This window comes from Desemzia sp. AGC72 (genome assembly GCF_057334175.1).
Genome location: NZ_JBHFIG010000016.1, coordinates 38,063 through 60,655, shown reverse-complemented (window position 1 = coordinate 60,655; position 22,593 = coordinate 38,063). Strand labels below are relative to the sequence as shown.

Genomic DNA, 22,593 nt, shown 5'->3' with positions numbered 1-22,593 from the left:
TTATATGTGATACACTAATAGGGGGTTATGAGGATGTACTTACAAACTGAAGCAACTAAATGGGTTTATTTATTTTCTGAAGGCAGCAAAGAAATGACCGGACTTCTTGGTGGAAAAGGAGCTAACTTAGCAGAGATGTCTCGTTTAGGGATGCCTGTACCTAATGGCTTCATTATCACAACAGAAGCATGCTTAGATTACTTAGAAAAAAAAGCGCTGAGTTTTTCGTTGAAAGAACAGATAGAACAACAAATAGACATGCTTGAGAGGGTTACGCAGAAAAAGCTGGACGATCCAAAACGACCGCTATTAGTTTCTATCCGGAGCGGTGCACGTTTTTCTATGCCTGGCATGATGGATACGATTTTAAATTTAGGTATGAATGATCAAGTTGTAGAAGTAGTAGCTGGTGTGACGAATAATGCGGGATTTGCTTACGACTGCTATAGAAGACTGATTCAAATGTATGGGGATGTAGTCAAAGGAGTCGATAAAAACTATTTTGAAACAGTCTTAACCCATTATAAGAACCAAAAAAATTATCTGATGGACACGGAATTGATGGATGAGGATTGGAAAGAAATTACTCGCCAGTTCAAAGAAGTTTACTATAGTCATTTAGGAGAGGGATTTCCACAAGATCCTAAGGAGCAATTATATGGAGCGGTAGAGGCTGTTTTTCATTCTTGGAATAATCCAAGAGCCAAAATATATCGCAAAATGAATGGAATCTCAGATGACTTGGGTACTGCAGTAACAGTACAAGAAATGGTTTTCGGAAATACAGGTATGAAAAGCGGTACAGGTGTAGCCTTTACTCGTAACCCTTCTACTGGCGAAGCTGGATTGTTTGGAGAATTTCTAATGAATGCTCAAGGAGAAGACGTGGTAGCTGGAATTAGAACTCCAAAAGAGATCTCTGAATTGAAACAGATCATGCCTGAGACATATGACCAATTCACAGAGATAGCAGAAAAGTTGGAAAAGCATTATGAAGATATGCAAGATATTGAATTTACGATTGAGAACGGCAAATTATTCATTCTGCAAACACGAAATGGCAAGCGCACCTCTAAAGCAGCTGTAGAAATCGTGTTAGATCTAGTGGAAGAAGGAGTTATCTCTAAAGAAGAAGGGCTGATGCGTTTAACGCCATCAATGATGGATCAGTTGTTACATCCCACATTTGTAGCGAGTGAGTTGGCGAAATATAGTCCGTTAGTCCAAGGATTGCCGGCTAGTCCAGGATCTGCTAGCGGGAAAGTATATTTTACCGCTGAAGCTGCAAAAGAGGCTAATGCTGCTGGGGATAAGACGATTTTGCTTCGAAATGAAACATCACCTGAAGACATTGAAGGAATGGCTATAAGTGAAGCAATCGTTACAGCTAGAGGCGGAATGACCTCTCATGCAGCTGTAGTGGCTCGAGGTATGGGAGCTTGTTGTGTAGTAGGATGCGACCAACTCGTGATCGATGAGCAGCAAAGAAAAGCTTATACCAATGGGCAAGAAATACTAGAAGGCACATTGATCTCTGTTAACGGATCGACTGGTAAGGTGTATTTAGGAGAAATTGCAAAAGAAAACCACGGAGGCGGCTCTAGCACATTGAGCAAAATTGTACAATGGTGTAAAGAATTAAGCGATGTTCGGGTTAAGGCCAACGCAGAAACAGGTAAAGAAATCGCAGCTTCTTTAGAATTAGGAGGTGAAGGGATGGGATTAGTCCGTACGGAGCACATGTTCTTCGGCGAAAAACGAATCTTAGAGATGAGGAAAATGATTTTAGAAGACGACAAACAGGCTAAAATCAAGGCTTTAACTAACCTGAAAGAATTTCAAAAGGAAGATTTTAAAACCATTTTTTCTCTAGCGAATGGTAAATCGGCTATCATTCGTTTATTGGATCCGCCTTTGCATGAATTTTTACCAAATGAAATAGAGATACCAACCGTGGCAGAAGTGTTAGGCATTTCAGTAGAAGATCTGCAATATAGAATAGAAGGATTAGCTGAGAATAATCCCATGCTTGGTCATCGAGGATGTCGTTTAGCAGTGACTGATCCAGAAATCTATGAGATGCAAGTAGAAGCCATTATGGAGGCAGCGATCGAAGTTGGAGAAGAAAAAGGAATTGAAGTAGTACCGGAGATCATGATTCCTTTGGTATCTATCGAAAAAGAACTGGCACTCATAAAAGAGGCTCTTGTTCGAAAAAGTGAAACAATATTTGAAAAAATGCGTAAAAGAGTTTCTTATCAAATCGGAACGATGATCGAAACACCACGAGCTTGCTTAATTGCAGATAAAATAGCGGAGCAAGTAGATTTTATCAGTTTTGGAACAAACGATCTGACTCAATTGACTTATGGATTTTCTAGAGATGATATTGGGAAGTTTGTTCAAGATTACGAACAAAAAAATATCATGCCAAGTGATCCATTCCAACATATTGATGTAGATGGTGTAGGAGTGCTCTTACATGAAGCTATTCAAAAAATCAAAGCAACAAGCAAAAAAGTTTCTATCGGTATTTGTGGTGAAGTAGGTGGGGATTCAGAATCGATCCAATTTTTATTGAAGGAAGGGGTCGATTATGTTTCTTGTTCGCCTTATAGAATCCCTGCAGCACTACTGACAATTGCTCAACAACGAATCAAAGGAATATAGTGATGATAGGTTAATCAATAAAGTCTGCAGAAGGATTTCACTGCAGACTTTATTGATGTTTAGGGCCGTGAATTTTATTAGTTTAAGAAGAGTAAATAAAATCAGTTGAGATTTTTATTAGATATAGTAATAATAGAGAAGAAAGCATATGTAACGAACGTTGTTTTCGTGTTACGGAACGTATAGAAAAACTTCAATCAGGAGGCGGATTTATTTGACAGAAAAACAAATATTACCAAATATTCAGACTAAATTATTTATTGACGGAAACTGGGTTGATGGATCGAGAGAGAAACGTGCAGTGATCAACCCTGCTACAGGAGAAGAATTAGTGCGAGTTTCTCAAGGCGGGAAAGAAGAAGTACACCAAGCTATAGAAGCAGCGAAAAAAGCTTTTCCGATCTGGTCAGGAAGGGAATTGAAGGAACGAGTAGCCATCATGCACAAAATGGCAGATTTGGTAGAAGAAAATACAGATCGTTTGGCGTTGATCATGACGTTGGAACAAGGAAAGCCGTTTAAAGAAGCAAAAGGCGAAATCAAAACCAATGTAGACAATCTGCATTGGAATGCTGAAGAAGCTCGACGCGTTTATGGGGAAACGATACCTGCGCCGAACAACCATAAATATGAAGTGAAAAAGCAACCTATTGGAGTAGTTGGAGCCATCACACCATGGAACTTCCCATCCAATATGATCGTGCGTAAAATTTCTCCAGCAATCGCTGCTGGATGTACCATCGTATTGAAGCCGGCTGGAAATACTCCATTATCGGCAATTGCTTTGTTTGAACTATTTGAAAAAGCTGGACTGCCAAAAGGTGTAGTCAATTTAGTGATGGGACGTGCAAGCGACATCGGAGAAGTTTTTGCAGAAAGTAAAGATGTACGTAAATTAACGTTTACCGGTTCTACTGAAGTCGGTCAAATGCTGTATGAACAGTCGGGCAAGACACTGAAAAAAATGTCTCTGGAATTAGGCGGACATGCTCCTTTTATCGTCTTCAAGGATGCTCCTATCCAGCAAACAGTTGATACACTTGTAGCCATGAAGTTCAGAAATAATGGGCAAGCTTGTACTGCACCTAATCGGATTTTTGTTGAAGAGGCAATAAAAAAAGAATTTACTGAAAAATTAGTAGAAGCTGTTGGCAAAATAACTGTCGGAAATGGATTGGAAGATGTCATGGTTGGACCTCTTATCAATGATGATGCCAGAGAAACCATTGATGCACAAATTGCAGATGCAAAAGAAAAGGGTGCTGAGGTGTTGATCGGTGGTGGACGATTAAATGAAGGAGAATACGAAAAAGGTTTCTTCTATCAACCAACTGTATTGGACAAAGTGACAACAGAAATGGATATATTCTATAATGAGACATTTGGTCCAGTGATTCCTTTAATTGGCTTTACGAACGAAGAAGAAGTCATTGAGCAGGCAAACGATTCAGTATTTGGATTAGCTTCTTATGTATTTACAAAAGATATGCGTATTGCTGAAAAAGTCAGCACAGCATTGGAATACGGGATGGTAGGTGTAAATAATACTGGGGTATCTCAGTCTGAAGCTCCTTTCGGCGGTGTGAAATACTCAGGATTAGGTCGCGAAAACGGCAGATATGGAGTAGAAGAGTTTATGGAAGTGAAATTCGTTCATACTACTTATTTTATGGAAGACTAAAGTTGGGCAGTGTATTTAAACAAAGAGAGGGATAACCTCTCTTTGTTTTTTGTCTATTGGATGAACAAAAACAAATGCAGCCACTCATAGAAAGCCGGACCTACTAAGTAAGCAAGAAAAGCACCAGTGAAAATAAAAGGAGCAAAAGGGATGGCTTGCTGCGGATTAGTTTTTTTAACAAGCAGTAACGGAACCTGCACTGCAAAAACCAGCAGACAAGCTAACAACAGGGCTAACACACAGGTCTGGTATCCTAAAAGAAAACCCAAAATGCCGTAACATTTCACGTCGCCTCCGCCAATACTGTTTGGAAGACGTTGATAGAAAAGATAGAACAAAAGAAAGAACATGATACCGGTTGCCGAATAGAATAAAATGTCTTCCATGCCATTAAGAAGATGTGCACCAAAAACGGCAACTGCAAACCATAGCATGATTCGGTCGGGCAGAATTTGATAAGTAAGATCAGAAACAGAAAAAACGATTCCGAACGTGAGCAAGATAACTAAAGTAGCTAAGTCAAATATATGATGGTCAGCATACAAATATATAAGACAAAATGAAGCGGCTGACACCAGTTCAATAGTAGGGTAAAGAAGAGAAATGTGCTGATGGCAGTGACGGCATTTACCCTTTTGATGCAAAATAGAGAAGACCGGGATCAATTCCTTACCAGCTAATACATGATGACAATTAGGGCAAGCTGAACGGTTAAAAAGCAATGGCTGGTTCAAAGGGACACGTAAGCCGACTACCGTTAAAAAAGAGCCCCATACAAATCCGTAAACGCATAAAATCAATAGATAGACTACTTGCATATGTATCTCCTGCCTTCGTTTTTTGTCACTATTACTATACGAATAAAGCGGACAAAACTGTTTTAAAATTTTAAGAAAAAAAAGAAGAAAAAACTTTTAGGGTTTGTTGACAAAAAAAAATAGACGTGGTATTATTCATAAGGTGCTTTTGTACGCAGATTCCTGTAAACCAGTCGTTCTGACTGTTGCAAAGGCGTATATCCATATTGTCCAGAAGTTGCGTCACGCAGCGTATATTTTTTTAGAAATAAAAGAAACGCCTGGATGTGTGGGATTAGATTTTAATAACCGGAAGGGAGGAAACAAAAAATGCCAACAATTAACCAATTGGTCCGCAAACCTCGTAAATCAAAAATTGAAAAGTCTGAGTCTCCTGCTTTAAACAAAGGGTATAACAGTAAACAGAAAAAACAAACTACTGTATTCTCTCCACAAAAACGTGGTGTATGTACTCGTGTAGGAACTATGACTCCTAAAAAACCTAACTCTGCTTTACGTAAATATGCTCGTGTTCGTTTATCTAACTTGATCGAAGTTACAGCATACATTCCAGGTGAAGGTCACAACTTACAAGAACATAGTGTGGTACTTCTTCGTGGAGGCCGTGTTAAAGACTTGCCAGGGGTACGTTACCACATCGTTCGTGGTGCTTTAGATACAGCTGGTGTTACTGATCGTAAACAAGGTCGTTCTAAATACGGTACTAAAAAACCTAAATAAATCTCGTGTTAAAAAACACAAAAAACTAAACATATTTGAAAGGAGGAATTTGAATGCCTCGTAAAGGTCCTATCGCAAAACGTGAAGTGTTGCCAGATCCAATTTACAATTCAAAATTGGTTACTCGTTTGATCAACCGTTTAATGGTTGATGGAAAACGTGGTAAAGCTGCAACTATTCTTTATAACGCATTTGATACAATCAAAGAATCTACTGGAAATGATCCAATGGAAGTCTTTGAAGAAGCAATGAAAAATATTATGCCAGTTCTTGAAGTTAAAGCTCGCCGTGTTGGGGGTTCTAACTACCAAGTGCCTATCGAAGTTCGTCCAGAACGTCGTTCAGCGCTTGCACTACGTTGGTTAGTAAGCTATTCTCGTCTACGTGGAGAAGATACTATGGATCTTCGTTTAGCACGTGAGATCATGGATGCTGCAAACAACACTGGTTCAGCAGTTAAGAAACGCGAAGATACACATAAAATGGCAGAAGCAAATAAAGCATTTGCTCATTACCGTTGGTAAGATTCTGCTTTCTGTTTTTCAAAGCTGCTCTATAGCGGCTTTGAGAAATAAACAGATTTAAAAATTAACAAAAAAAGAGGTGTATATTCAAGATGGCAAAAAGAGAATTTTCTCTAGAAAAAACTCGTAATATCGGAATCATGGCCCATATCGATGCTGGTAAAACAACAACGACTGAGCGTATCCTTTATTACACTGGCCGTATCCACAAAATTGGTGAAACCCATGAGGGAGCTTCACAAATGGACTGGATGGAACAGGAACAAGAACGCGGAATCACGATCACTTCTGCTGCAACAACTGCTGCTTGGGATGGTCACCGTGTTAACATCATTGATACACCAGGTCACGTGGACTTCACTGTTGAAGTTGAACGTTCATTACGTGTATTAGATGGTGCTGTTGCTTTACTTGATGCTCAATCAGGTGTTGAGCCTCAAACTGAAACAGTTTGGCGTCAAGCAACAACTTACGGTGTTCCACGTATTGTTTTTGTAAACAAAATGGATAAAACAGGTGCAGACTTCTTGTACTCTGTAAACACTATCCACGACCGTTTGCAAGCCAATGCACATCCTATTCAGTTACCAATCGGAGCTGAAGACGACTTCACTGGTATTATCGATTTAGTTGAAATGAAAGCCTTCAATTATACAAATGATTTGGGTACTGACGTTGAAGAAATCGAAATTCCTGAAGACAAAAAAGAACTTGCTGACGAGTGGCGCACTAACTTGTTAGAAGCGCTTGCTGAAACAGATGAAGAGTTCATGATGAAATATCTTGAAGGTGAAGAATTCTCTGTAGAAGAGATTAAATCAGCTATCCGTACTGCAACAGTTAAAGTAGAATTCTACCCTGTTCTTTGTGGTACTGCATTTAAAAACAAAGGGGTTCAATTATTATTGAACGCTGTTGTTGATTACTTGCCATCACCACTTGATGTTCCTCCAATTCAAGGGCATTCAGTGGATAACCCAGATGAAATCATTGAACATCATGCTGATGACAGCGAACCATTTGCTGCTCTTGCATTTAAAGTTGCAACTGACCCTTATGTTGGTCGTTTAACATTCTTCCGTGTGTACTCTGGTACTTTACAATCAGGTTCATATGTTATGAATGCAACTAAAGGAAAACGTGAACGTGTAGGTCGTATCTTGCAAATGCATGCGAACTCTCGTAGCGAGATTCCTGAAGTATTCTCAGGTGATATTGCTGCTGCAGTTGGATTGAAAGATACAACTACAGGTGATACTTTATCTGATGAAAAAGAACAAGTAATTTTAGAATCAATGGACTTCCCAGAACCAGTTATCCAAGTTGCTATTGAGCCAAACTCAAAAGCTGACCAAGATAAAATGGGTGTCGCTCTTCAAAAATTAGCTGAAGAAGATCCAACTTTCCGTGCTGAAACTGACCACGAAACTGGCGAAGTTATTATCGCTGGTATGGGTGAGTTGCACTTAGATATCATCGTTGACCGTATGAAACGTGAATTTAACGTTGCTGCAACTGTAGGAGCGCCTCAAGTTTCTTACCGTGAAACATTTACTAAAGCTACTGAAGCTGAAGGTAAATTCGTACGTCAATCAGGTGGTAAAGGTCAATACGGACACGTATGGATTGAATTTGGTCCTAACGAAGAAGGTAAAGGATTTGAATTCGAAGACGCTATTGTTGGTGGATCTGTTCCTCGTGAATATATCCCTGCAGTTAAAGCTGGTTTAGAGGCTTCTCTAGACAACGGTGTTCTTGCTGGATATCCTTTAGTAGACGTTAAAGCTAAATTATATGATGGATCTTACCATGATGTTGACTCGAATGAGACTGCATTTAAGGTAGCTGCTTCAATGGCATTGAAAAATGCTGCGAAGAAAGCTGGTCCTGTAATTTTAGAGCCTATGATGGAAGTGGATGTTACTATTCCTGAAGAATATCTAGGAGATATCATGGGACACATCAGCGCTCGTCGTGGACGTATTGAAGGTTCGGAAGTACGTGGAAACACTACTATCGTTAGAGGTATTGTTCCTCTTGCAGAAATGTTCGGATACGCAACAGCGTTACGTTCATCTACACAAGGTCGCGGTACTTTTACAATGCAATTTGACCACTACGAAGCTGTACCAAAATCAATTTCTGAAGAAATCATCAAGAAAAATGGTTCTGCAGCTGAATAATATATTATCTAGCTGAAAACTGTTAAGTATTGCTTTTCTCTACTAAAATCGTTATAATTTTTACTAAAGAATTGGGTTAGTTTGCCATTTGCTCATGTCTATGGCTTGGGCAAATGCAGGCAACTGAATTCGATTAAAATAGCAACTCAATATGAGGAGGAAATTAATAAAATGGCAAAAGAAAAATTCGAACGTACAAAACCCCATGTTAATATTGGTACAATTGGACACGTTGACCACGGTAAAACTACGTTAACTGCTGCAATTACAACTGTATTAGCTAAAAGAGGGTTTGCAAGTACTGCAACTGACTATGCTTCAATCGATGGAGCTCCAGAAGAACGCGAACGTGGAATCACTATTTCTACTTCTCACGTTGAATATGAAACAGACGCTCGTCACTACGCTCACGTTGACTGCCCAGGTCACGCGGACTACGTTAAAAACATGATCACTGGTGCTGCTCAAATGGACGGAGCTATCTTGGTAGTTTCTGCTGCTGACGGCCCAATGCCACAAACTCGTGAGCACATTCTATTGTCTCGCCAAGTTGGTGTTCCATACATCGTTGTTTTCTTAAACAAAGTTGACATGGTTGATGACGAAGAATTACTAGAATTAGTAGAAATGGAAGTTCGTGACTTATTATCAGAATACGAATTCCCTGGTGATGACACTCCTGTTATCGCTGGTTCAGCTCTTAAAGCTCTTGAAGGCGAAGCTGAATACGAAGACAAAATCATGGACTTAATGGCTGCTGTTGATTCTTACATTCCAAACCCAGAACGTGATACTGAAAAACCATTCATGATGCCAGTTGAGGATGTATTCTCAATTACTGGACGTGGTACTGTTGCTACAGGCCGTGTTGAAGCTGGTGTTGTTAAAGTTGGGGATGAAGTTGAAATCATCGGTCTTCATGACACAGTTAAATCAACTGTTACTGGAGTTGAAATGTTCCGTAAATTGTTAGACTACGCTGAAGCTGGAGACAACATCGGTGCTTTGCTACGTGGGGTTTCTCGTGAAGATATCCAACGTGGTCAAGTATTGGCTAAACCAGGTTCAATTACTCCACATACTAAATTTACAGGCGAAGTTTATATCTTATCTAAAGAAGAAGGTGGACGTCACACTCCATTCTTCGGTAACTACCGCCCACAATTTTACTTCCGTACAACTGACGTAACTGGTGTTATCGAGTTACCAGAAGGTACTGAAATGGTTATGCCTGGAGACAACGTTACAATCAGCGTTGAATTGATCGCACCTATCGCTTTAGACCAAGGTACTAAATTCACTATCCGTGAAGGTGGACGTACTGTTGGAGCTGGCGTTGTTGCTTCAATCGAAGCTTAATCAACTAAAGACAACTTTCTTACGCAAGTAAGATTCAAAAGAAGCTCTCCTTTAATTAGGAGAGCTTCTTTTTTTGTGTTTTTTAAGTGTGAATCGTTTTTTGGTCAAGGTTTTGGATCTGGAGTGTTGAAATGAGGGATGAATCAGCCGTGAAGTGAGAGGAGAAGGGACTGATGGCCGAAAAGTTAAGAAAGTTGGTCATCAGAACAGAAGTTACTCTGCTCATGGGCAAGACAGCTGTTCACTTCGGTCATGGTGAAGTAAAGTTGAACGCTCATGGCCAAAAACAGCAAGAAAAGAAAATTACCCAAGAGCATCCTCATAACTGAACAAATTGAGCGGGAATCTACTATATAAAGAAGGAGAAGGACTTTTTAAAATGTTAATTGCTTTATCAGTGTATAGGTAGTTGGTTCAGGTTTTGGATTTTTCGAGTGTCGCGTAGTGAATCGGCCATGAAGCGAAATCTGAGAACGCTGATGGCCGAAAATAAATTTGCCTCGGCCATTAGAATAAAAAGTGTTCAGCTCATGGCCGATGTAGCAGTTCGCTTCGACCATGGCGTAGAAATTTTGATCCTTCATGGCCGGAAATTTACGAAACTGCCTCCAATATTCTATGAAAAATAACTAAATCTAAAAGTAATCTCTTTTTTCTTTTATTTATTGTGTTACACTAAGTAACAAATTTATTAAGGGGGATTCAAATGGGGAAAGAAGTTTCGATCGACTGGGAAAATTTAGGATTCAATTACATCAAAACGGATTTACGCTACCTATCTCATTGGAAAGATGGCAACTGGGATAAAGGTTTATTGACTGAAGACAATCAATTACATATCAGTGAAGGATCAACAGCGCTGCATTATGGACAATCTTGTTTCGAAGGGTTAAAAGCTTATCGAACAAAAGATGGGGACATCAATTTGTTCAGACCGGAAGAAAATGCCAAACGTATGCAAAGAAGCTGTCGCCGTTTGCTGATGCCAGAAGTGCCGACTGATGTATTCGTAGATGCAGTCAAACAAGTAGTGAAAGCTAATGAGCATTATTTGCCGCCATACGGAACTGGGGGGACATTATACATTCGACCATTTTTGATAGGGGTTGGCGATAATATTGGTGTGAAACCTGCTTCAGAATATATTTTCTCTGTATTTTGTATGCCGGTTGGTCCATATTTCAAAGGTGGACTAACACCGACAAACTTTTTGGTTTCGGATTATGATCGAGCAGCCGGCAGAGGTACCGGAGCTGCAAAAGTCGGAGGCAATTATGCAGGAAGTCTTCTGCCAGGAGCAGAGGCGCATAAAAGAGCATTCAGTGACGCTATTTATTTAGACCCGATTACTCATACTAAAATAGAAGAAGTAGGGGCGGCGAATTTCTTTGGCATCACAAAAGACGATAAATTCATCACACCTGATTCGCCATCTATCTTGCCGAGTATCACTAAGTACTCTTTACTGTATCTGGCAGAACATCGTTTAGGACTTACTGTAGAGCAAGGAGATGTCTATATCGATCGGTTAGATCAATTTAAAGAAGCGGGTGCTTGCGGAACAGCTGCCGTCATCTCTCCAATCGGCGGTATTCAATATGGAGATACGTTCCATGTGTTCTATAGCGATACAGAAGTAGGGCCGGTGACGAAAAAATTATATGATGAATTGATCGGTATCCAGTTTGGTGATATCGAAGCTCCAGAGGGTTGGATCGTCAAAGTGTGACAACATATGTCCAAATCTATAAAGCTATTAGTAAATAAAAATTAGTATCGGTAGACAAACTTTTTTAAATAAGCTACTATCTTAACATTGCTGACAAATAAGATAGTAGTTTTTTATTAGGTGTAAGAAAAAACTTTTCAGAAAACTTAAAAAACCACTGGAATGTGCTTGATTAAGTATTGCATTTCGGTTATACTATTTAAGGTGCTGATTTAAAAGAGAGAAGCACAGACCCCGATTTCATTTCGGAATCGATGGCTAAGAAACGGGAGGTTGCGATACACCCGGCCGCTTTGCCACGGCGAGTGTGTCGGAAAATTTTCGTGGAGCAATGTCTACCTTATAAGAATAGGCGAAGGAGGGAAAATTATGGCAAAACAAAAAATCCGTATCCGTTTGAAAGCATACGAACACCGTATCTTGGATCAATCAGCGGACAAAATTGTAGAAACAGCAAAGAGAACTGGTGCTAGTGTGTCTGGTCCGATTCCATTACCAACTGAGAGAAGTCTATATACTGTGATTCGTGCGACTCACAAATACAAAGATTCTCGTGAACAATTTGAAATGCGTACACACAAACGTGTGATCGACATTGTTAACCCAACACCTAAAACTGTTGATGCATTAACAAAACTTGATCTACCATCAGGCGTAGATATCGAAATTAAATTATAATACAAACTAAAAATAATGGAGGTGTACTCATGACCAAAGGAATCTTAGGAAAAAAAGTAGGTATGACACAAGTGTTTACTGAAGCTGGGGAATTAATTCCTGTAACAGTAATCGAAGCTACTCCAAACGTTGTTTTACAACTTAAAACAATGGAAAACGATGGCTACGAAGCAGTTCAACTTGGTTACCAAGATAAACGCGAAGTATTGTCAAACAAACCTGCTAAAGGTCATGTAGCAAAAGCAAATGCTACTCCTAAGCGCTTCATACGTGAATTCGACGATGTTGAGCTAGGGGAATACGAAGTAGGAAAAGAAGTAACTGTAGAAGTATTTGAAGCCGGAGACATCGTTGATGTAACGGGGACAACAAAAGGTAAAGGATTCCAAGGTGTTATTAAACGCCATGGCCAATCTCGTGGACCAATGTCTCACGGATCTCGTTACCACCGTCGTCCTGGTTCTATGGGTCCCGTTGATCCTAACCGTGTATTCAAACGTAAATTATTACCAGGTCGTATGGGTGGAAACCGTGTAACAATTCAAAACCTTGAAATTGTACGTGTTGACGCTGAGAAAAATGTTATCTTAATTAAAGGTAATGTACCTGGAGCTAAAAAATCCTTAATCCAAATCAGAACTGCTCTTAAAGCAGTTAAATAAAGATCGAAGAAAGGAGGAGCAAAGGAATGGCAAAATTAGTCTTATTTAAACAAGACGGTTCTCAAAATGGCGAAGTTACATTAAACGATGCTATTTTCGGAATTGAACCAAATGAAAATGTTGTTTTTGATGCAATCATCATGCAACGTGCTTCATTAAGACAAGGAACACATAAAGTTAAAAACCGTAGTGCAGTAAGAGGCGGTGGCCGTAAACCATGGAGACAAAAAGGTACTGGACGTGCTCGTCAAGGATCTATCCGTTCACCACAATGGCGTGGCGGTGGTGTTGTCTTTGGACCTACACCTCGTTCTTACAGCTACAAACTTCCTAAAAAAGTTCGTCGTTTAGCAATCAAATCTGTTCTTTCTTCTAAAGTAGCAGACGAAAACGTAATCGTTGTAGATGCATTGAACTTCGATGCACCAAAAACGAAAGAATTTGCACAAGTGTTAAACAATTTAAACGTTGATACAAAAGTATTAGTAGTTGTAGAAGACGGAAATGATTTTACAGCATTATCAGCTCGTAACCTTACAGGAGTAACAGTAGTATCTCCAAGTAACGTTTCAGTTTTAGATGTTGTATCTCATGAAAAATTGATTTTTACACAAACTGCTCTAACTAAAGTAGAGGAGGCTCTTCAATAATGGAAGCACGCGAAGTAATCTTGCGTCCAATGATCACTGAAAAAGCTATGCTTGCTGAAGACAGCAAAAAATACACTTTTGAAGTTGACGTTCGCGCAAACAAAACTCACATCAAACAAGCAATTGAAGAAATCTTTGGCGTAAAAGTTAAAAACGTGAATGTTATGAACGTACGTGGAAAATTGAAACGTATGGGTAAATATTCTGGATACACTAAAAAACGTCGTAAAGCTGTAGTAACTTTAACTGCAGACTCAAAAGATATCGAATTTTTCGAAGCTGAATAATTCAACATACTATCAAATAGGAGGGAAATCACGTGGCGATTAAAAAGTACAAACCTACCACTAACGGCCGCCGTAATATGACAGGTTCTGACTTTTCAGAGATTACATCAACAACACCTGAAAAGACTTTATTAGAACCTAACAAAAAAAAGGCTGGTCGTAACAACGCTGGTAAAATCACTGTACGTCACCAAGGTGGCGGGCACAAACGCAGCTACCGTGTTATCGACTTCAAACGTAATAAAGACGATGTTGTCGGTATCGTAAAAACTGTTGAGTATGATCCAAACCGTTCTGCTAATATTGCATTAGTACACTATACAGATGGGATCAAAACTTACATTCTTGCACCAAAAGGAATTGAAGTAGGACAACATATTCTTTCAGGAGAAAATGCTGATATTAAAGTAGGTAATACTTTACCTCTATCAAGTATTCCAGTTGGTACTGTTATCCACAATATTGAGTTGAAACCAGGCAGAGGTGGACAATTAGTTCGTTCTGCAGGAACAAGCGCTCAAGTTTTGGGTAAAGAAGGTAAATACGTATTAGTTCGTTTAGGATCAGGCGAAGTTCGTCAAATCTTATCTACTTGCCGTGCTACAATCGGTGAAGTTGGTAACGAACAACACGAATTGATCAACATTGGTAAAGCTGGACGTTCACGTTGGATGGGTAAACGCCCAACTGTTCGTGGATCTGTAATGAACCCTAACGATCACCCACACGGTGGTGGTGAAGGTAAAGCTCCAATCGGACATGCTGGTCCATTAACTCCATGGGGTAAACCTGCATTAGGATTGAAAACACGTAACAAAAAAGCTAGATCTAACAAACGAATCGTACGTCGTCGTAAAACAAAATAATCTAGGCGAATTGGAAAACCAATTTGCTGCATAACTGGAAGGAGGTTCAACTATGGGTCGTAGTCTTAAAAAAGGACCTTTCGTCGATGAACACTTAATGAAAAAGGTAGAAGCAATGAGTGCTAGCGAGAAGAAATCAGTTATCAAAACTTGGTCTCGTCGTTCAACAATTTTCCCGAACTTTATTGGACACACAATTGCAGTATACGATGGACGGAAGCATGTTCCTGTTTATGTACAAGAAGACATGGTCGGACACAAATTAGGTGAATTTGCACCAACAAGAACTTACCGTGGTCATACTGCGGATGACAAGAAAACGAATCGTTAATATTTGAGGGGAGGATTACTCATGTCAGAACAAATTACAGCAGCTAAATCAACTGCTAAAAGTGTTCGCATTGCCGCTCGTAAGGTTCGTTTAGTTGTCGATCTTATTAGAGGTAAAAGTGTAGGAGAAGCAATTTCAATCTTGAAATTTACTCCGCGCGGCGCTTCACCAGTAGTTGAAAAAGTATTAAAATCTGCTATTGCTAATGCAGAACATAACTATGATTTAAACATTGAAAACTTGGTAGTAAGCGAAGCTTTTGTAGACGAAGGACCAACGATGAAACGTTTCCGTCCACGTGCTAAAGGATCAGCTTCACCAATCATGAAACGTACAAGCCACATTACTATTGTGGTATCAGAAAAAAAGGAGGGCTAATCTGTGGGTCAAAAAATTAATCCAAAAGGCTTGCGTGTAGGTATCATCCGCGACTGGGATTCTAAATGGTATGCAGAAAAAGAATTCGGAGCTTACTTGCATGAAGATATCGCTATCCGCGAATACATCTTCAAAAACCTTAGCGATGCATCAATTTCATTAGTAGAAATTGAACGTGCTGCTAATCGTGTAAATATCTCAATTCACACTGCTAAACCAGGAATGGTTATCGGTAAAGGTGGATCTGAAGTAGATGCTTTACGTAAGAAATTAAACGAATTATCAGGCAAACGTGTTCACATCAACATCGTGGAAATCAAAAAACCTGATTTAGATGCGAAATTAGTTGGAGAAGGAATCGCACGTCAACTAGAAAGTCGTGTAGCCTTCCGCCGTGCTCAAAAACAAGCTATCCAACGCACAATGCGTGCTGGAGCTAAAGGTATCAAAACTCAAGTTTCTGGTCGTTTGAACGGTGCAGATATGGCTCGTAGCGAGACACATTCTGAAGGAACTGTTCCATTGCACACATTGCGTGCAGACATCGATTACGCTTGGGAAGAAGCTGACACTACTTACGGTAAACTAGGCGTTAAAGTTTGGATCTACCGTGGAGAAGTATTACCAGCTAAAAAGAATGCAGAGAAAGGAGGGAAATAACATGTTAGTACCTAAACGTGTAAAATTCCGTCGTGAATTTAGAGGAAAAATGCGTGGAGAAGCTAAAGGCGGTAAAGAAATCGCTTATGGCCAATTCGGATTACAAGCTACAGAATCACACTGGATCACAAACCGTCAAATTGAAGCTGCTCGTATTGCTATGACTCGTTACATGAAACGTGGCGGGAAAGTATGGATTAAAATTTTCCCTCACAAATCATACACATCTAAAGCTATCGGAGTTCGTATGGGTTCTGGTAAAGGTGCTCCTGAAGGATGGGTTTCACCAGTTAAACGTGGAAAAATCATGTTTGAAGTTGGCGGCGTATCTGAAGAAGTAGCTCGTGAAGCTTTACGTTTAGCATCACACAAATTACCAGTCAAAACGAAATTCGTAAAACGTGAAGAAATTGGTGGTGAATCTAATGAAGGCTAATGAACTTAAAGAATTATCCACTTCAGAAATGATTGAAAAAGAAAAAGAATTCAAAGAAGAATTATTCAATCTAAGATTCCAATTGGCTACTGGCCAGTTAGAGAATACTTCAAGATTGAGCGAAGTTCGCAAATCTATCGCGCGCATTAAAACTGCGTTGCGTCAAGCTGAATTACAAAAATAGTTGATCGATAAAGGAGGTCGCTAACGAATGACTGAAGAACGTAATCAACGTAAAGTTTATCAAGGACGCGTAGTTTCTGACAAAATGGACAAAACTATCGTAGTTCAAATTGATACTCAAAAACGTCATCCAGTATACGGTAAACGTATGAAATACTCTAAAAAATATAAAGCACATGATGAAAACAACAGTGCAAAATTAGGCGATATCGTTAAAATCATGGAAACTCGTCCACTATCAGCAACTAAACATTTCCGTTTGGTTGAAATCGTAGAAGAGTCAATCATTATTTAATTAAAATCTCTAATTGAAAAAAATGAAGTTTCTAATTCCGAAAGGAGGATACGAAAGTGATCCAATCAGAAAGTCGTTTAAAAGTAGCTGACAACTCTGGAGCACGTGAAGTACTTACTATTAAAGTACTAGGTGGTTCTGGCCGTAAGACTGCTAACATTGGTGATGTAATTGTTTGTACTGTTAAACATGCAACACCAGGTGGCGTTGTCAAAAAAGGTGAAGTTGTAAAAGCTGTTATTGTACGTACAAAAACAGGAGCTCGTCGTGCAGACGGTTCTTATATCAAATTTGATGAAAATGCTTGTGTTATCATCCGTGATGACAAGAGCCCAAGAGGAACTCGTATCTTTGGACCTGTTGCTCGTGAATTACGCGACAGCAACTACATGAAGATCGTTTCATTGGCTCCAGAAGTTCTTTAATACCCAACCATCCACGAAGGAGGTGCGAGAAAAATATGTTTATTAAAACAGGAGATAAAGTTAAAGTTATCACTGGTAAAGATAAAGGAAAAGAAGGCGTAGTTACTGCTGTATTTCCTAAGAAAAATCGTGTTACCGTTGAAGGTGTAAACATTATGAAAAAACACCAAAAACCATCATCATTTGAACCAAATGGCGGGATCTTAGAAATCGAAGCTCCAGTTCATGTGTCAAATGTTATGTTGATCGATGCTTCAACAGGTGAACCAACTCGCGTTGGCTACAAAGTTGAAGATGGTAAAAAAGTACGTATTTCTAAAAAATCCGGTGAAGTTTTAAACTAATATATTAAGGAAGGAGGGACTAACTTCATGAACCGCCTTAAAGAAAAATATCAAAAAGAGATTACACCATCTATGATGGAAAAATTTAACTACACATCAATCATGCAAACTCCAAAAGTTGACAAGATCGTTATCAACATGGGTGTAGGTGATGCTGTATCTAACACTAAAAACTTAGACAAAGCTGTTAATGAATTGACAGTAATTTCTGGTCAAAAACCAGTAATCACAAAAGCAAAAAAATCAATCGCTGGCTTCCGTTTACGTGAAGGTATGCCGATTGGTACTAAAGTAACATTACGTGGAGACAGAATGTACGATTTCTTAGACAAATTGGTTTCTGTTTCACTTCCTCGTGTACGTGACTTCCGCGGTGTGAGCAATAAAGCTTTCGACGGACGTGGTAACTACACGCTAGGAGTTAAAGAACAACTTATCTTCCCTGAGGTTGAGTACGATATGGTTGATAAAGTTCGCGGAATGGATATTGTTATTGTAACTACTGCTAACACTGACGAAGAATCTCGTGAATTATTAACACAACTTGGAATGCCATTCCAAAAATAATATAGGAGGCGAAGATAGTGGCTAAAAAATCAATGATTGCTAAAAGTAAACGCCCTGCTAAATTCTCAACTCAAGCATACACTCGTTGTGAACGTTGTGGTCGTCCACATTCAGTTTACCGCAAATTCAAACTTTGCCGTATTTGCTTACGCGAACTAGCCTATAAAGGTGAAATTCCTGGTATGAAGAAAGCAAGCTGGTAAAACGAAACTCGCAAAAAGGAGGCTAAAAAATCATGGTCATGACTGATCCAATTGCAGATTTTCTAACTCGTGTTCGTAACGCTAACTCAGCTAGACACGAATCGTTAGAAGTACCTGCTTCAAAATCTAAAAAAGATATTGCTAACATTTTAAAACGTGAAGGTTTTGTAAAAAATGTTGAATTTGTTGAAGACGACAAACAAGGCGTTATCCGTGTTTTCTTAAAATATGGACAAAACAACGAACGTGTTATTACTGGATTGAAACGTATCTCTAAACCAGGTTTGCGTGTTTACGCTAAAGCTGGCGATGTACCTAAAGTTCTTAACGGACTTGGTATCGCGATCGTATCAACTTCAGAAGGCGTCGTTACAGACAAAGAAGCAAGAGCAAAAAATATCGGTGGCGAAATACTCGCTTACGTTTGGTAATAGTTAAGATTAAATAAGGAGGTGCCCTGCTATGAGCCGTATTGGAAATAAAGTTATTACTATTCCTGCTGGAGTAGAAGTTACTCAAAACGATGGTGTGGTAACTGTTAAAGGTCCTAAAGGAGAACTAAACTTCTCTAAAAGCCCAGTTATCACAATGACTGTCTCTGACAACGAAATTTCTTTCGACCGTCCAGATGACAGCAAATCTCACCGTACAATCCACGGAACTACACGTGCCATCGTTAACAACATGGTTGTTGGAGTTACTGAAGGATTTGAAAAAACTTTAGATTTGATTGGGGTTGGATACCGTGCTCAATTACAAGGTAATAAACTTGTATTGAACGTTGGTCTTTCTCATCCAGTTGAATTTGAAGCTAGAGAAGGCGTAACTGTTGAAGTTCCTTCAAACACTAAGATTATTGTTAAAGGAATCAACAAAGAACACGTTGGAGAACTAGCAGCTAACATTCGCGCAGTTCGTCCTCCTGAGCCTTACAAAGGTAAAGGTATTCGTTACACTGACGAAATCGTTCGTCGTAAAGAAGGTAAGACAGGTAAATAACCTGGCAGCCTAAATCGTTACAAATAAAATAAAGAGGTGACAATTGTGATTTCAAAACCAGACAAAAACAAAGTCCGTCTAAAAAGACATGGACGCGTACGTGCTAAAATTTCTGGTACTGCTGAGTGCCCACGTTTGAATGTTTTCCGTTCAAATAAGAATATCTACGCTCAAGTAATTGACGACGTAGCGGGTGTCACGCTCGCAAGTGCATCTACATTAGATAAAGAAGTTTCAGGCGAATCAAAAACAGAACAAGCATCAGCTGTCGGAGCATTAATTGCTAGCCGCGCTGTTGAAAAAGGTATTAAAGAAGTAGTCTTTGACCGTGGTGGATACCTATACCATGGCCGTGTTCAAGCTTTAGCTGAAGCTGCTCGCGAAAATGGACTAGACTTTTAAGAAAAGGAGGAAAACCACACATGGTATACATCGATCCAAATACAATGGAATTAGAAGATCGTGTTGTTACAATCAACCGTGTAACTAAAGTAGTTAAAGGTGGACGTCGTTTACGTTTTGCTGCATTAGTTGTTGTCGGAGACAAAAATGGACACGTAGGATTTGGTACTGGTAAAGCTCAAGAAGTACCTGAAGCTATCCGTAAAGCAATTGAAAGTGCTAAGAAAAACCTTATTGAAGTGCCAAGATCTGGTTCAACAGTACCTCATGAAGTTATTGGCCGTTACAGCGGTGGAAATGTTTTAATCAAACCTGCAATTGAAGGTTCTGGAGTTTCTGCTGGTGGTCCAGTTCGTGCCGTAATGGAATTAGCTGGTATTGCTGACGTAACAAGTAAATCATTAGGTTCAAGCACTCCAATCAATATGGTACGTGCAACAATCGAAGGATTGACTCAATTAAAACGCGTTGAAGAAGTTGCAAAACTTCGCGGTAAATCTGTAGAAGAAATTATCGGATAAAAGGAGGACAATAAGAAATGGCTAATTTAGAAATTACTTTAAAACGTAGCGTTATCGGACGTCCTCAAAACCAACGTGATACAGTTAAAGCTTTAGGTCTTAAAAGAACTAACAGCACTGTAGTTAAACCTGCTAATGAAGCAATCAAAGGTATGGTTAACACAATTTCACATTTAGTGGACGTTAAAGAAGTTTAATTAATGTAAACTTTCGTAAGATTCAAATTGAAGGAGGTGCCCAAATAATGAAACTTCATGAATTACAACCTGCAGAGGGTTCTCGTAAAGTACGCAACCGTGTAGGACGCGGAACTTCTTCTGGTAACGGTAAAACTTCAGGTCGTGGTCAAAAAGGACAAAAAGCACGTTCAGGTGGTGGCGTTCGTTTAGGATTTGAAGGTGGACAAACACCTTTATTCCGTACATTGCCAAAACGTGGATTCACGAATATCAACCGCAAAGAATATGCTGTTGTTAATCTTGATACACTAAACCGCTTTGAAGACGGAACTGAAGTATCACCAGCTTTACTAGTAGAAACAGGAGTCATCAAAGACGAAAAATCAGGAATTAAAGTGCTAGGTAACGGAACAATTGAACGCAAATTGACTGTTAAAGCAAATAAATTCTCCCAAGCAGCTAAAGAAGCAATCGAAGCTGCTGGCGGTTCAGTTGAGGTGATTTAATGTTAAAGGTCCTAAAAGATGCATTTAAAGATAAGGACATTAGAGGAAGAATCTTCTTCACTCTAGGAATCTTAATTCTCTTTCGTTTAGGAACCCATATTACGGTTCCTGGCGTGAATGCAAGCGCGTTGGGAGATTTATCTACATCTGGACTATTTAGCTTATTGAATACCTTTGGTGGTGGAGCACTTAGCAGCTATTCTATATTTGCGCTTGGTGTTTCTCCGTATATCACCGCCTCTATCGTTGTCCAATTGCTGCAAATGGATATCATTCCTAAATTTGCAGAATGGGCCGATCAAGGGGAAGTTGGACGACGCAAGCTGAACCAAGTAACTCGTTACTTGACGATCTTTTTAGCGTTTGTTCAAGCGGTTGGTATATCCTATGGATTCAATGCCCTAACAAACTTGGGGTTGGTTAATAATCCAAGTGTAACAACATATCTGTCAATTGCACTTATTCTTACTGCAGGAACAATGATGGTTTTATGGTTGGCTGAGCTCATTACTGTTAATGGTTTTGGGAACGGCACTTCAATGATCATCTTCTCAGGTATCATTGCCCGTGTTCCTTCAGACCTTTACAATTTTTACAACACTCAAATTCGAAATGCGGGTTCTGAAATGACAGAAGCAATCCTATTCTCTGTTTTAATTGCTGTTGGGTTTATCCTTTTAGTAATTGCAGTGATTTATATGGAAAATGCTAGACGTAAAATTTCAGTTCAGTACTCTAAACGTGTTTCGTCTAATGACCAAAGCGCCCATATACCATTAAAAGTAAATTCAGCTGGAGTTATTCCAGTTATCTTTGCGAGTTCCTTTATCATGACTCCTCAAACCATTTTAGGTTTCTTTAGTCAAAGTTCTGGAAATGAGACTTGGTATCAAGTGCTTAATCAAATTTTCAATTTGGAAGAACCAATAGGAGCTGTGATCTATACGGTCTTGATCGTTGTGTTCACATACTTCTACGCCTTCATCCAAGTTAATCCGGAGAAAGTTTCTGAAAACTTGCAAAAGCAGGGTGGTTATATCGCAAGCGTACGTCCCGGAAAAGCAACTCAAGATTATTTATCGAAAGTTCTTGTCCGTTTAAGTACATTAGGTGCACTGTATCTTGGCTTTATTGCTTTGGTACCGATCCTAGCATCTAACTTGTGGAATTTACCTTCTTCAGTAGCTCTTGGAGGAACCAGCTTACTTATCGTAGTAGGTGTGGCTCTTGAATCAATGAGACAACTGGAAGGACAAACTGCCAAAAGAAGTTATCGCGGCTTTATCCAATAAGAAGAACGTGTTGAGGATTTTCCTCAGCACTAATTCTTACATTTA

The 22,593-nt window shown here is 39.4% G+C and carries 32 protein-coding genes; 31 read left to right on the top strand and 1 reads right to left on the bottom strand.

Going from position 1 to position 22,593, the window contains the following annotated elements; translation table 11 throughout:
* Positions 1-33: 33 nt before the first annotated feature.
* Positions 34-2,670 (top strand): pyruvate, phosphate dikinase, encoded by a 2,637-nt coding sequence (gene ppdK / locus ACE025_RS07220; protein ID WP_485938887.1) that lies wholly within the window; start codon positions 34-36, stop codon positions 2,668-2,670.
* Positions 2,671-2,884: 214 nt separating this feature from the next.
* Positions 2,885-4,351, top strand: a complete 1,467-nt coding sequence (locus ACE025_RS07215; RefSeq protein ID WP_485938885.1) for an NAD-dependent succinate-semialdehyde dehydrogenase — start codon at positions 2,885-2,887, stop codon at positions 4,349-4,351.
* Between the two features lie 53 nt (positions 4,352-4,404).
* Here the strand turns inward: ACE025_RS07215 and ACE025_RS07210 are convergent, their stop codons facing one another.
* A complete protein-coding gene (locus ACE025_RS07210; protein WP_485938883.1) occupies positions 4,405-5,169 on the bottom strand; it encodes a prepilin peptidase in 765 nt (254 codons plus the stop codon).
* Positions 5,170-5,478: 309 nt separating this feature from the next.
* On the opposite strand from ACE025_RS07210, the gene rpsL reads away from it, so the two are divergent.
* The 29 genes from rpsL (at position 5,479) to secY (ending at position 22,548) form a co-directional block, all read left to right on the top strand.
* Positions 5,479-5,889: a 30S ribosomal protein S12 gene (gene rpsL, locus ACE025_RS07205; protein WP_092480894.1), complete on the top strand. Its 411-nt coding sequence runs from the start codon at positions 5,479-5,481 to the stop codon at positions 5,887-5,889.
* 53 nt (positions 5,890-5,942) lie between these two features.
* On the top strand, positions 5,943-6,413 hold the full coding sequence (gene rpsG, locus ACE025_RS07200; RefSeq protein WP_485938881.1) for a 30S ribosomal protein S7: 471 nt from the start codon (positions 5,943-5,945) through the stop codon (positions 6,411-6,413).
* 92 nt (positions 6,414-6,505) lie between these two features.
* Complete coding sequence (gene fusA / locus ACE025_RS07195) at positions 6,506-8,596, top strand: elongation factor G (protein ID WP_485938879.1); 2,091 nt, start codon at positions 6,506-6,508, stop codon at positions 8,594-8,596.
* A 171-nt stretch (positions 8,597-8,767) separates the two neighbouring features.
* Positions 8,768-9,955, top strand: coding sequence for an elongation factor Tu (gene tuf, locus ACE025_RS07190; protein ID WP_485938877.1), 1,188 nt, complete (start codon positions 8,768-8,770; stop codon positions 9,953-9,955).
* 173 nt (positions 9,956-10,128) lie between these two features.
* On the top strand, positions 10,129-10,284 hold the full coding sequence (locus ACE025_RS07185) for a hypothetical protein (RefSeq protein WP_485938875.1): 156 nt from the start codon (positions 10,129-10,131) through the stop codon (positions 10,282-10,284).
* 150 nt (positions 10,285-10,434) lie between these two features.
* Positions 10,435-10,584 carry a hypothetical protein gene (locus ACE025_RS07180; protein WP_485938873.1) on the top strand — a complete coding sequence of 50 codons (150 nt, stop codon included), beginning with the start codon at positions 10,435-10,437 and terminating at the stop codon, positions 10,582-10,584.
* A gap of 77 nt (positions 10,585-10,661) precedes the next feature.
* Positions 10,662-11,684, top strand: coding sequence for a branched-chain amino acid aminotransferase (locus tag ACE025_RS07175; protein ID WP_485938871.1), 1,023 nt, complete (start codon positions 10,662-10,664; stop codon positions 11,682-11,684).
* A 369-nt stretch (positions 11,685-12,053) separates the two neighbouring features.
* Positions 12,054-12,362 carry a 30S ribosomal protein S10 gene (rpsJ, locus tag ACE025_RS07170; protein WP_485938869.1) on the top strand — a complete coding sequence of 103 codons (309 nt, stop codon included), beginning with the start codon at positions 12,054-12,056 and terminating at the stop codon, positions 12,360-12,362.
* Between the two features lie 29 nt (positions 12,363-12,391).
* The gene (gene rplC, locus ACE025_RS07165; protein WP_092480900.1) at positions 12,392-13,024 is read left to right on the top strand and encodes a 50S ribosomal protein L3; all 633 of its coding nucleotides are present in this window, start codon (positions 12,392-12,394) and stop codon (positions 13,022-13,024) included.
* A gap of 26 nt (positions 13,025-13,050) precedes the next feature.
* A complete protein-coding gene (gene rplD / locus ACE025_RS07160; protein WP_485938867.1) occupies positions 13,051-13,674 on the top strand; it encodes a 50S ribosomal protein L4 in 624 nt (207 codons plus the stop codon).
* The gene (gene rplW, locus ACE025_RS07155; protein ID WP_092480902.1) at positions 13,674-13,961 is read left to right on the top strand and encodes a 50S ribosomal protein L23; all 288 of its coding nucleotides are present in this window, start codon (positions 13,674-13,676) and stop codon (positions 13,959-13,961) included. The genes rplD and rplW overlap by 1 nt, the downstream gene beginning before the upstream one ends.
* Before the next feature lie 32 nt (positions 13,962-13,993).
* Complete coding sequence (gene rplB / locus ACE025_RS07150) at positions 13,994-14,827, top strand: 50S ribosomal protein L2 (RefSeq protein WP_485938865.1); 834 nt, start codon at positions 13,994-13,996, stop codon at positions 14,825-14,827.
* Positions 14,828-14,879: 52 nt separating this feature from the next.
* Complete coding sequence (rpsS, locus tag ACE025_RS07145) at positions 14,880-15,158, top strand: 30S ribosomal protein S19 (RefSeq protein WP_485938863.1); 279 nt, start codon at positions 14,880-14,882, stop codon at positions 15,156-15,158.
* Positions 15,159-15,179: 21 nt separating this feature from the next.
* The gene (rplV, locus tag ACE025_RS07140) at positions 15,180-15,536 is read left to right on the top strand and encodes a 50S ribosomal protein L22 (RefSeq protein WP_092480905.1); all 357 of its coding nucleotides are present in this window, start codon (positions 15,180-15,182) and stop codon (positions 15,534-15,536) included.
* 3 nt (positions 15,537-15,539) lie between these two features.
* Positions 15,540-16,196, top strand: a complete 657-nt coding sequence (gene rpsC / locus ACE025_RS07135) for a 30S ribosomal protein S3 (protein WP_485938861.1) — start codon at positions 15,540-15,542, stop codon at positions 16,194-16,196.
* A 1-nt stretch (position 16,197) separates the two neighbouring features.
* The gene (gene rplP / locus ACE025_RS07130) at positions 16,198-16,632 is read left to right on the top strand and encodes a 50S ribosomal protein L16 (protein WP_485938859.1); all 435 of its coding nucleotides are present in this window, start codon (positions 16,198-16,200) and stop codon (positions 16,630-16,632) included.
* Positions 16,622-16,816 carry a 50S ribosomal protein L29 gene (rpmC, locus tag ACE025_RS07125; RefSeq protein WP_092480908.1) on the top strand — a complete coding sequence of 65 codons (195 nt, stop codon included), beginning with the start codon at positions 16,622-16,624 and terminating at the stop codon, positions 16,814-16,816. Before rplP ends, rpmC begins: the two co-directional genes overlap by 11 nt.
* A gap of 27 nt (positions 16,817-16,843) precedes the next feature.
* Entirely contained in the window at positions 16,844-17,110 is a 267-nt protein-coding gene (gene rpsQ / locus ACE025_RS07120) for a 30S ribosomal protein S17 (protein WP_092480909.1), read from the top strand.
* Between the two features lie 56 nt (positions 17,111-17,166).
* The gene (gene rplN / locus ACE025_RS07115) at positions 17,167-17,535 is read left to right on the top strand and encodes a 50S ribosomal protein L14 (protein ID WP_092480910.1); all 369 of its coding nucleotides are present in this window, start codon (positions 17,167-17,169) and stop codon (positions 17,533-17,535) included.
* A 35-nt stretch (positions 17,536-17,570) separates the two neighbouring features.
* Positions 17,571-17,879, top strand: a complete 309-nt coding sequence (gene rplX, locus ACE025_RS07110) for a 50S ribosomal protein L24 (protein WP_092480911.1) — start codon at positions 17,571-17,573, stop codon at positions 17,877-17,879.
* 27 nt (positions 17,880-17,906) lie between these two features.
* Positions 17,907-18,446, top strand: coding sequence for a 50S ribosomal protein L5 (rplE, locus tag ACE025_RS07105; protein WP_092480912.1), 540 nt, complete (start codon positions 17,907-17,909; stop codon positions 18,444-18,446).
* A gap of 17 nt (positions 18,447-18,463) precedes the next feature.
* On the top strand, positions 18,464-18,649 hold the full coding sequence (locus ACE025_RS07100; RefSeq protein WP_204212092.1) for a type Z 30S ribosomal protein S14: 186 nt from the start codon (positions 18,464-18,466) through the stop codon (positions 18,647-18,649).
* A gap of 32 nt (positions 18,650-18,681) precedes the next feature.
* The gene (gene rpsH, locus ACE025_RS07095; RefSeq protein ID WP_092480914.1) at positions 18,682-19,080 is read left to right on the top strand and encodes a 30S ribosomal protein S8; all 399 of its coding nucleotides are present in this window, start codon (positions 18,682-18,684) and stop codon (positions 19,078-19,080) included.
* A 31-nt stretch (positions 19,081-19,111) separates the two neighbouring features.
* Positions 19,112-19,648, top strand: a complete 537-nt coding sequence (gene rplF, locus ACE025_RS07090; RefSeq protein ID WP_485938855.1) for a 50S ribosomal protein L6 — start codon at positions 19,112-19,114, stop codon at positions 19,646-19,648.
* 36 nt (positions 19,649-19,684) lie between these two features.
* The gene (gene rplR, locus ACE025_RS07085) at positions 19,685-20,050 is read left to right on the top strand and encodes a 50S ribosomal protein L18 (protein WP_280521798.1); all 366 of its coding nucleotides are present in this window, start codon (positions 19,685-19,687) and stop codon (positions 20,048-20,050) included.
* Between the two features lie 20 nt (positions 20,051-20,070).
* A complete protein-coding gene (gene rpsE / locus ACE025_RS07080; RefSeq protein WP_485938853.1) occupies positions 20,071-20,571 on the top strand; it encodes a 30S ribosomal protein S5 in 501 nt (166 codons plus the stop codon).
* A gap of 17 nt (positions 20,572-20,588) precedes the next feature.
* On the top strand, positions 20,589-20,768 hold the full coding sequence (rpmD, locus tag ACE025_RS07075) for a 50S ribosomal protein L30 (protein ID WP_485938851.1): 180 nt from the start codon (positions 20,589-20,591) through the stop codon (positions 20,766-20,768).
* A gap of 47 nt (positions 20,769-20,815) precedes the next feature.
* Complete coding sequence (rplO, locus tag ACE025_RS07070) at positions 20,816-21,256, top strand: 50S ribosomal protein L15 (protein WP_092480919.1); 441 nt, start codon at positions 20,816-20,818, stop codon at positions 21,254-21,256.
* Positions 21,256-22,548, top strand: a complete 1,293-nt coding sequence (gene secY / locus ACE025_RS07065) for a preprotein translocase subunit SecY (protein WP_485938849.1) — start codon at positions 21,256-21,258, stop codon at positions 22,546-22,548. Before rplO ends, secY begins: the two co-directional genes overlap by 1 nt.
* The last annotated feature ends 45 nt before the right edge of the window (positions 22,549-22,593 follow it).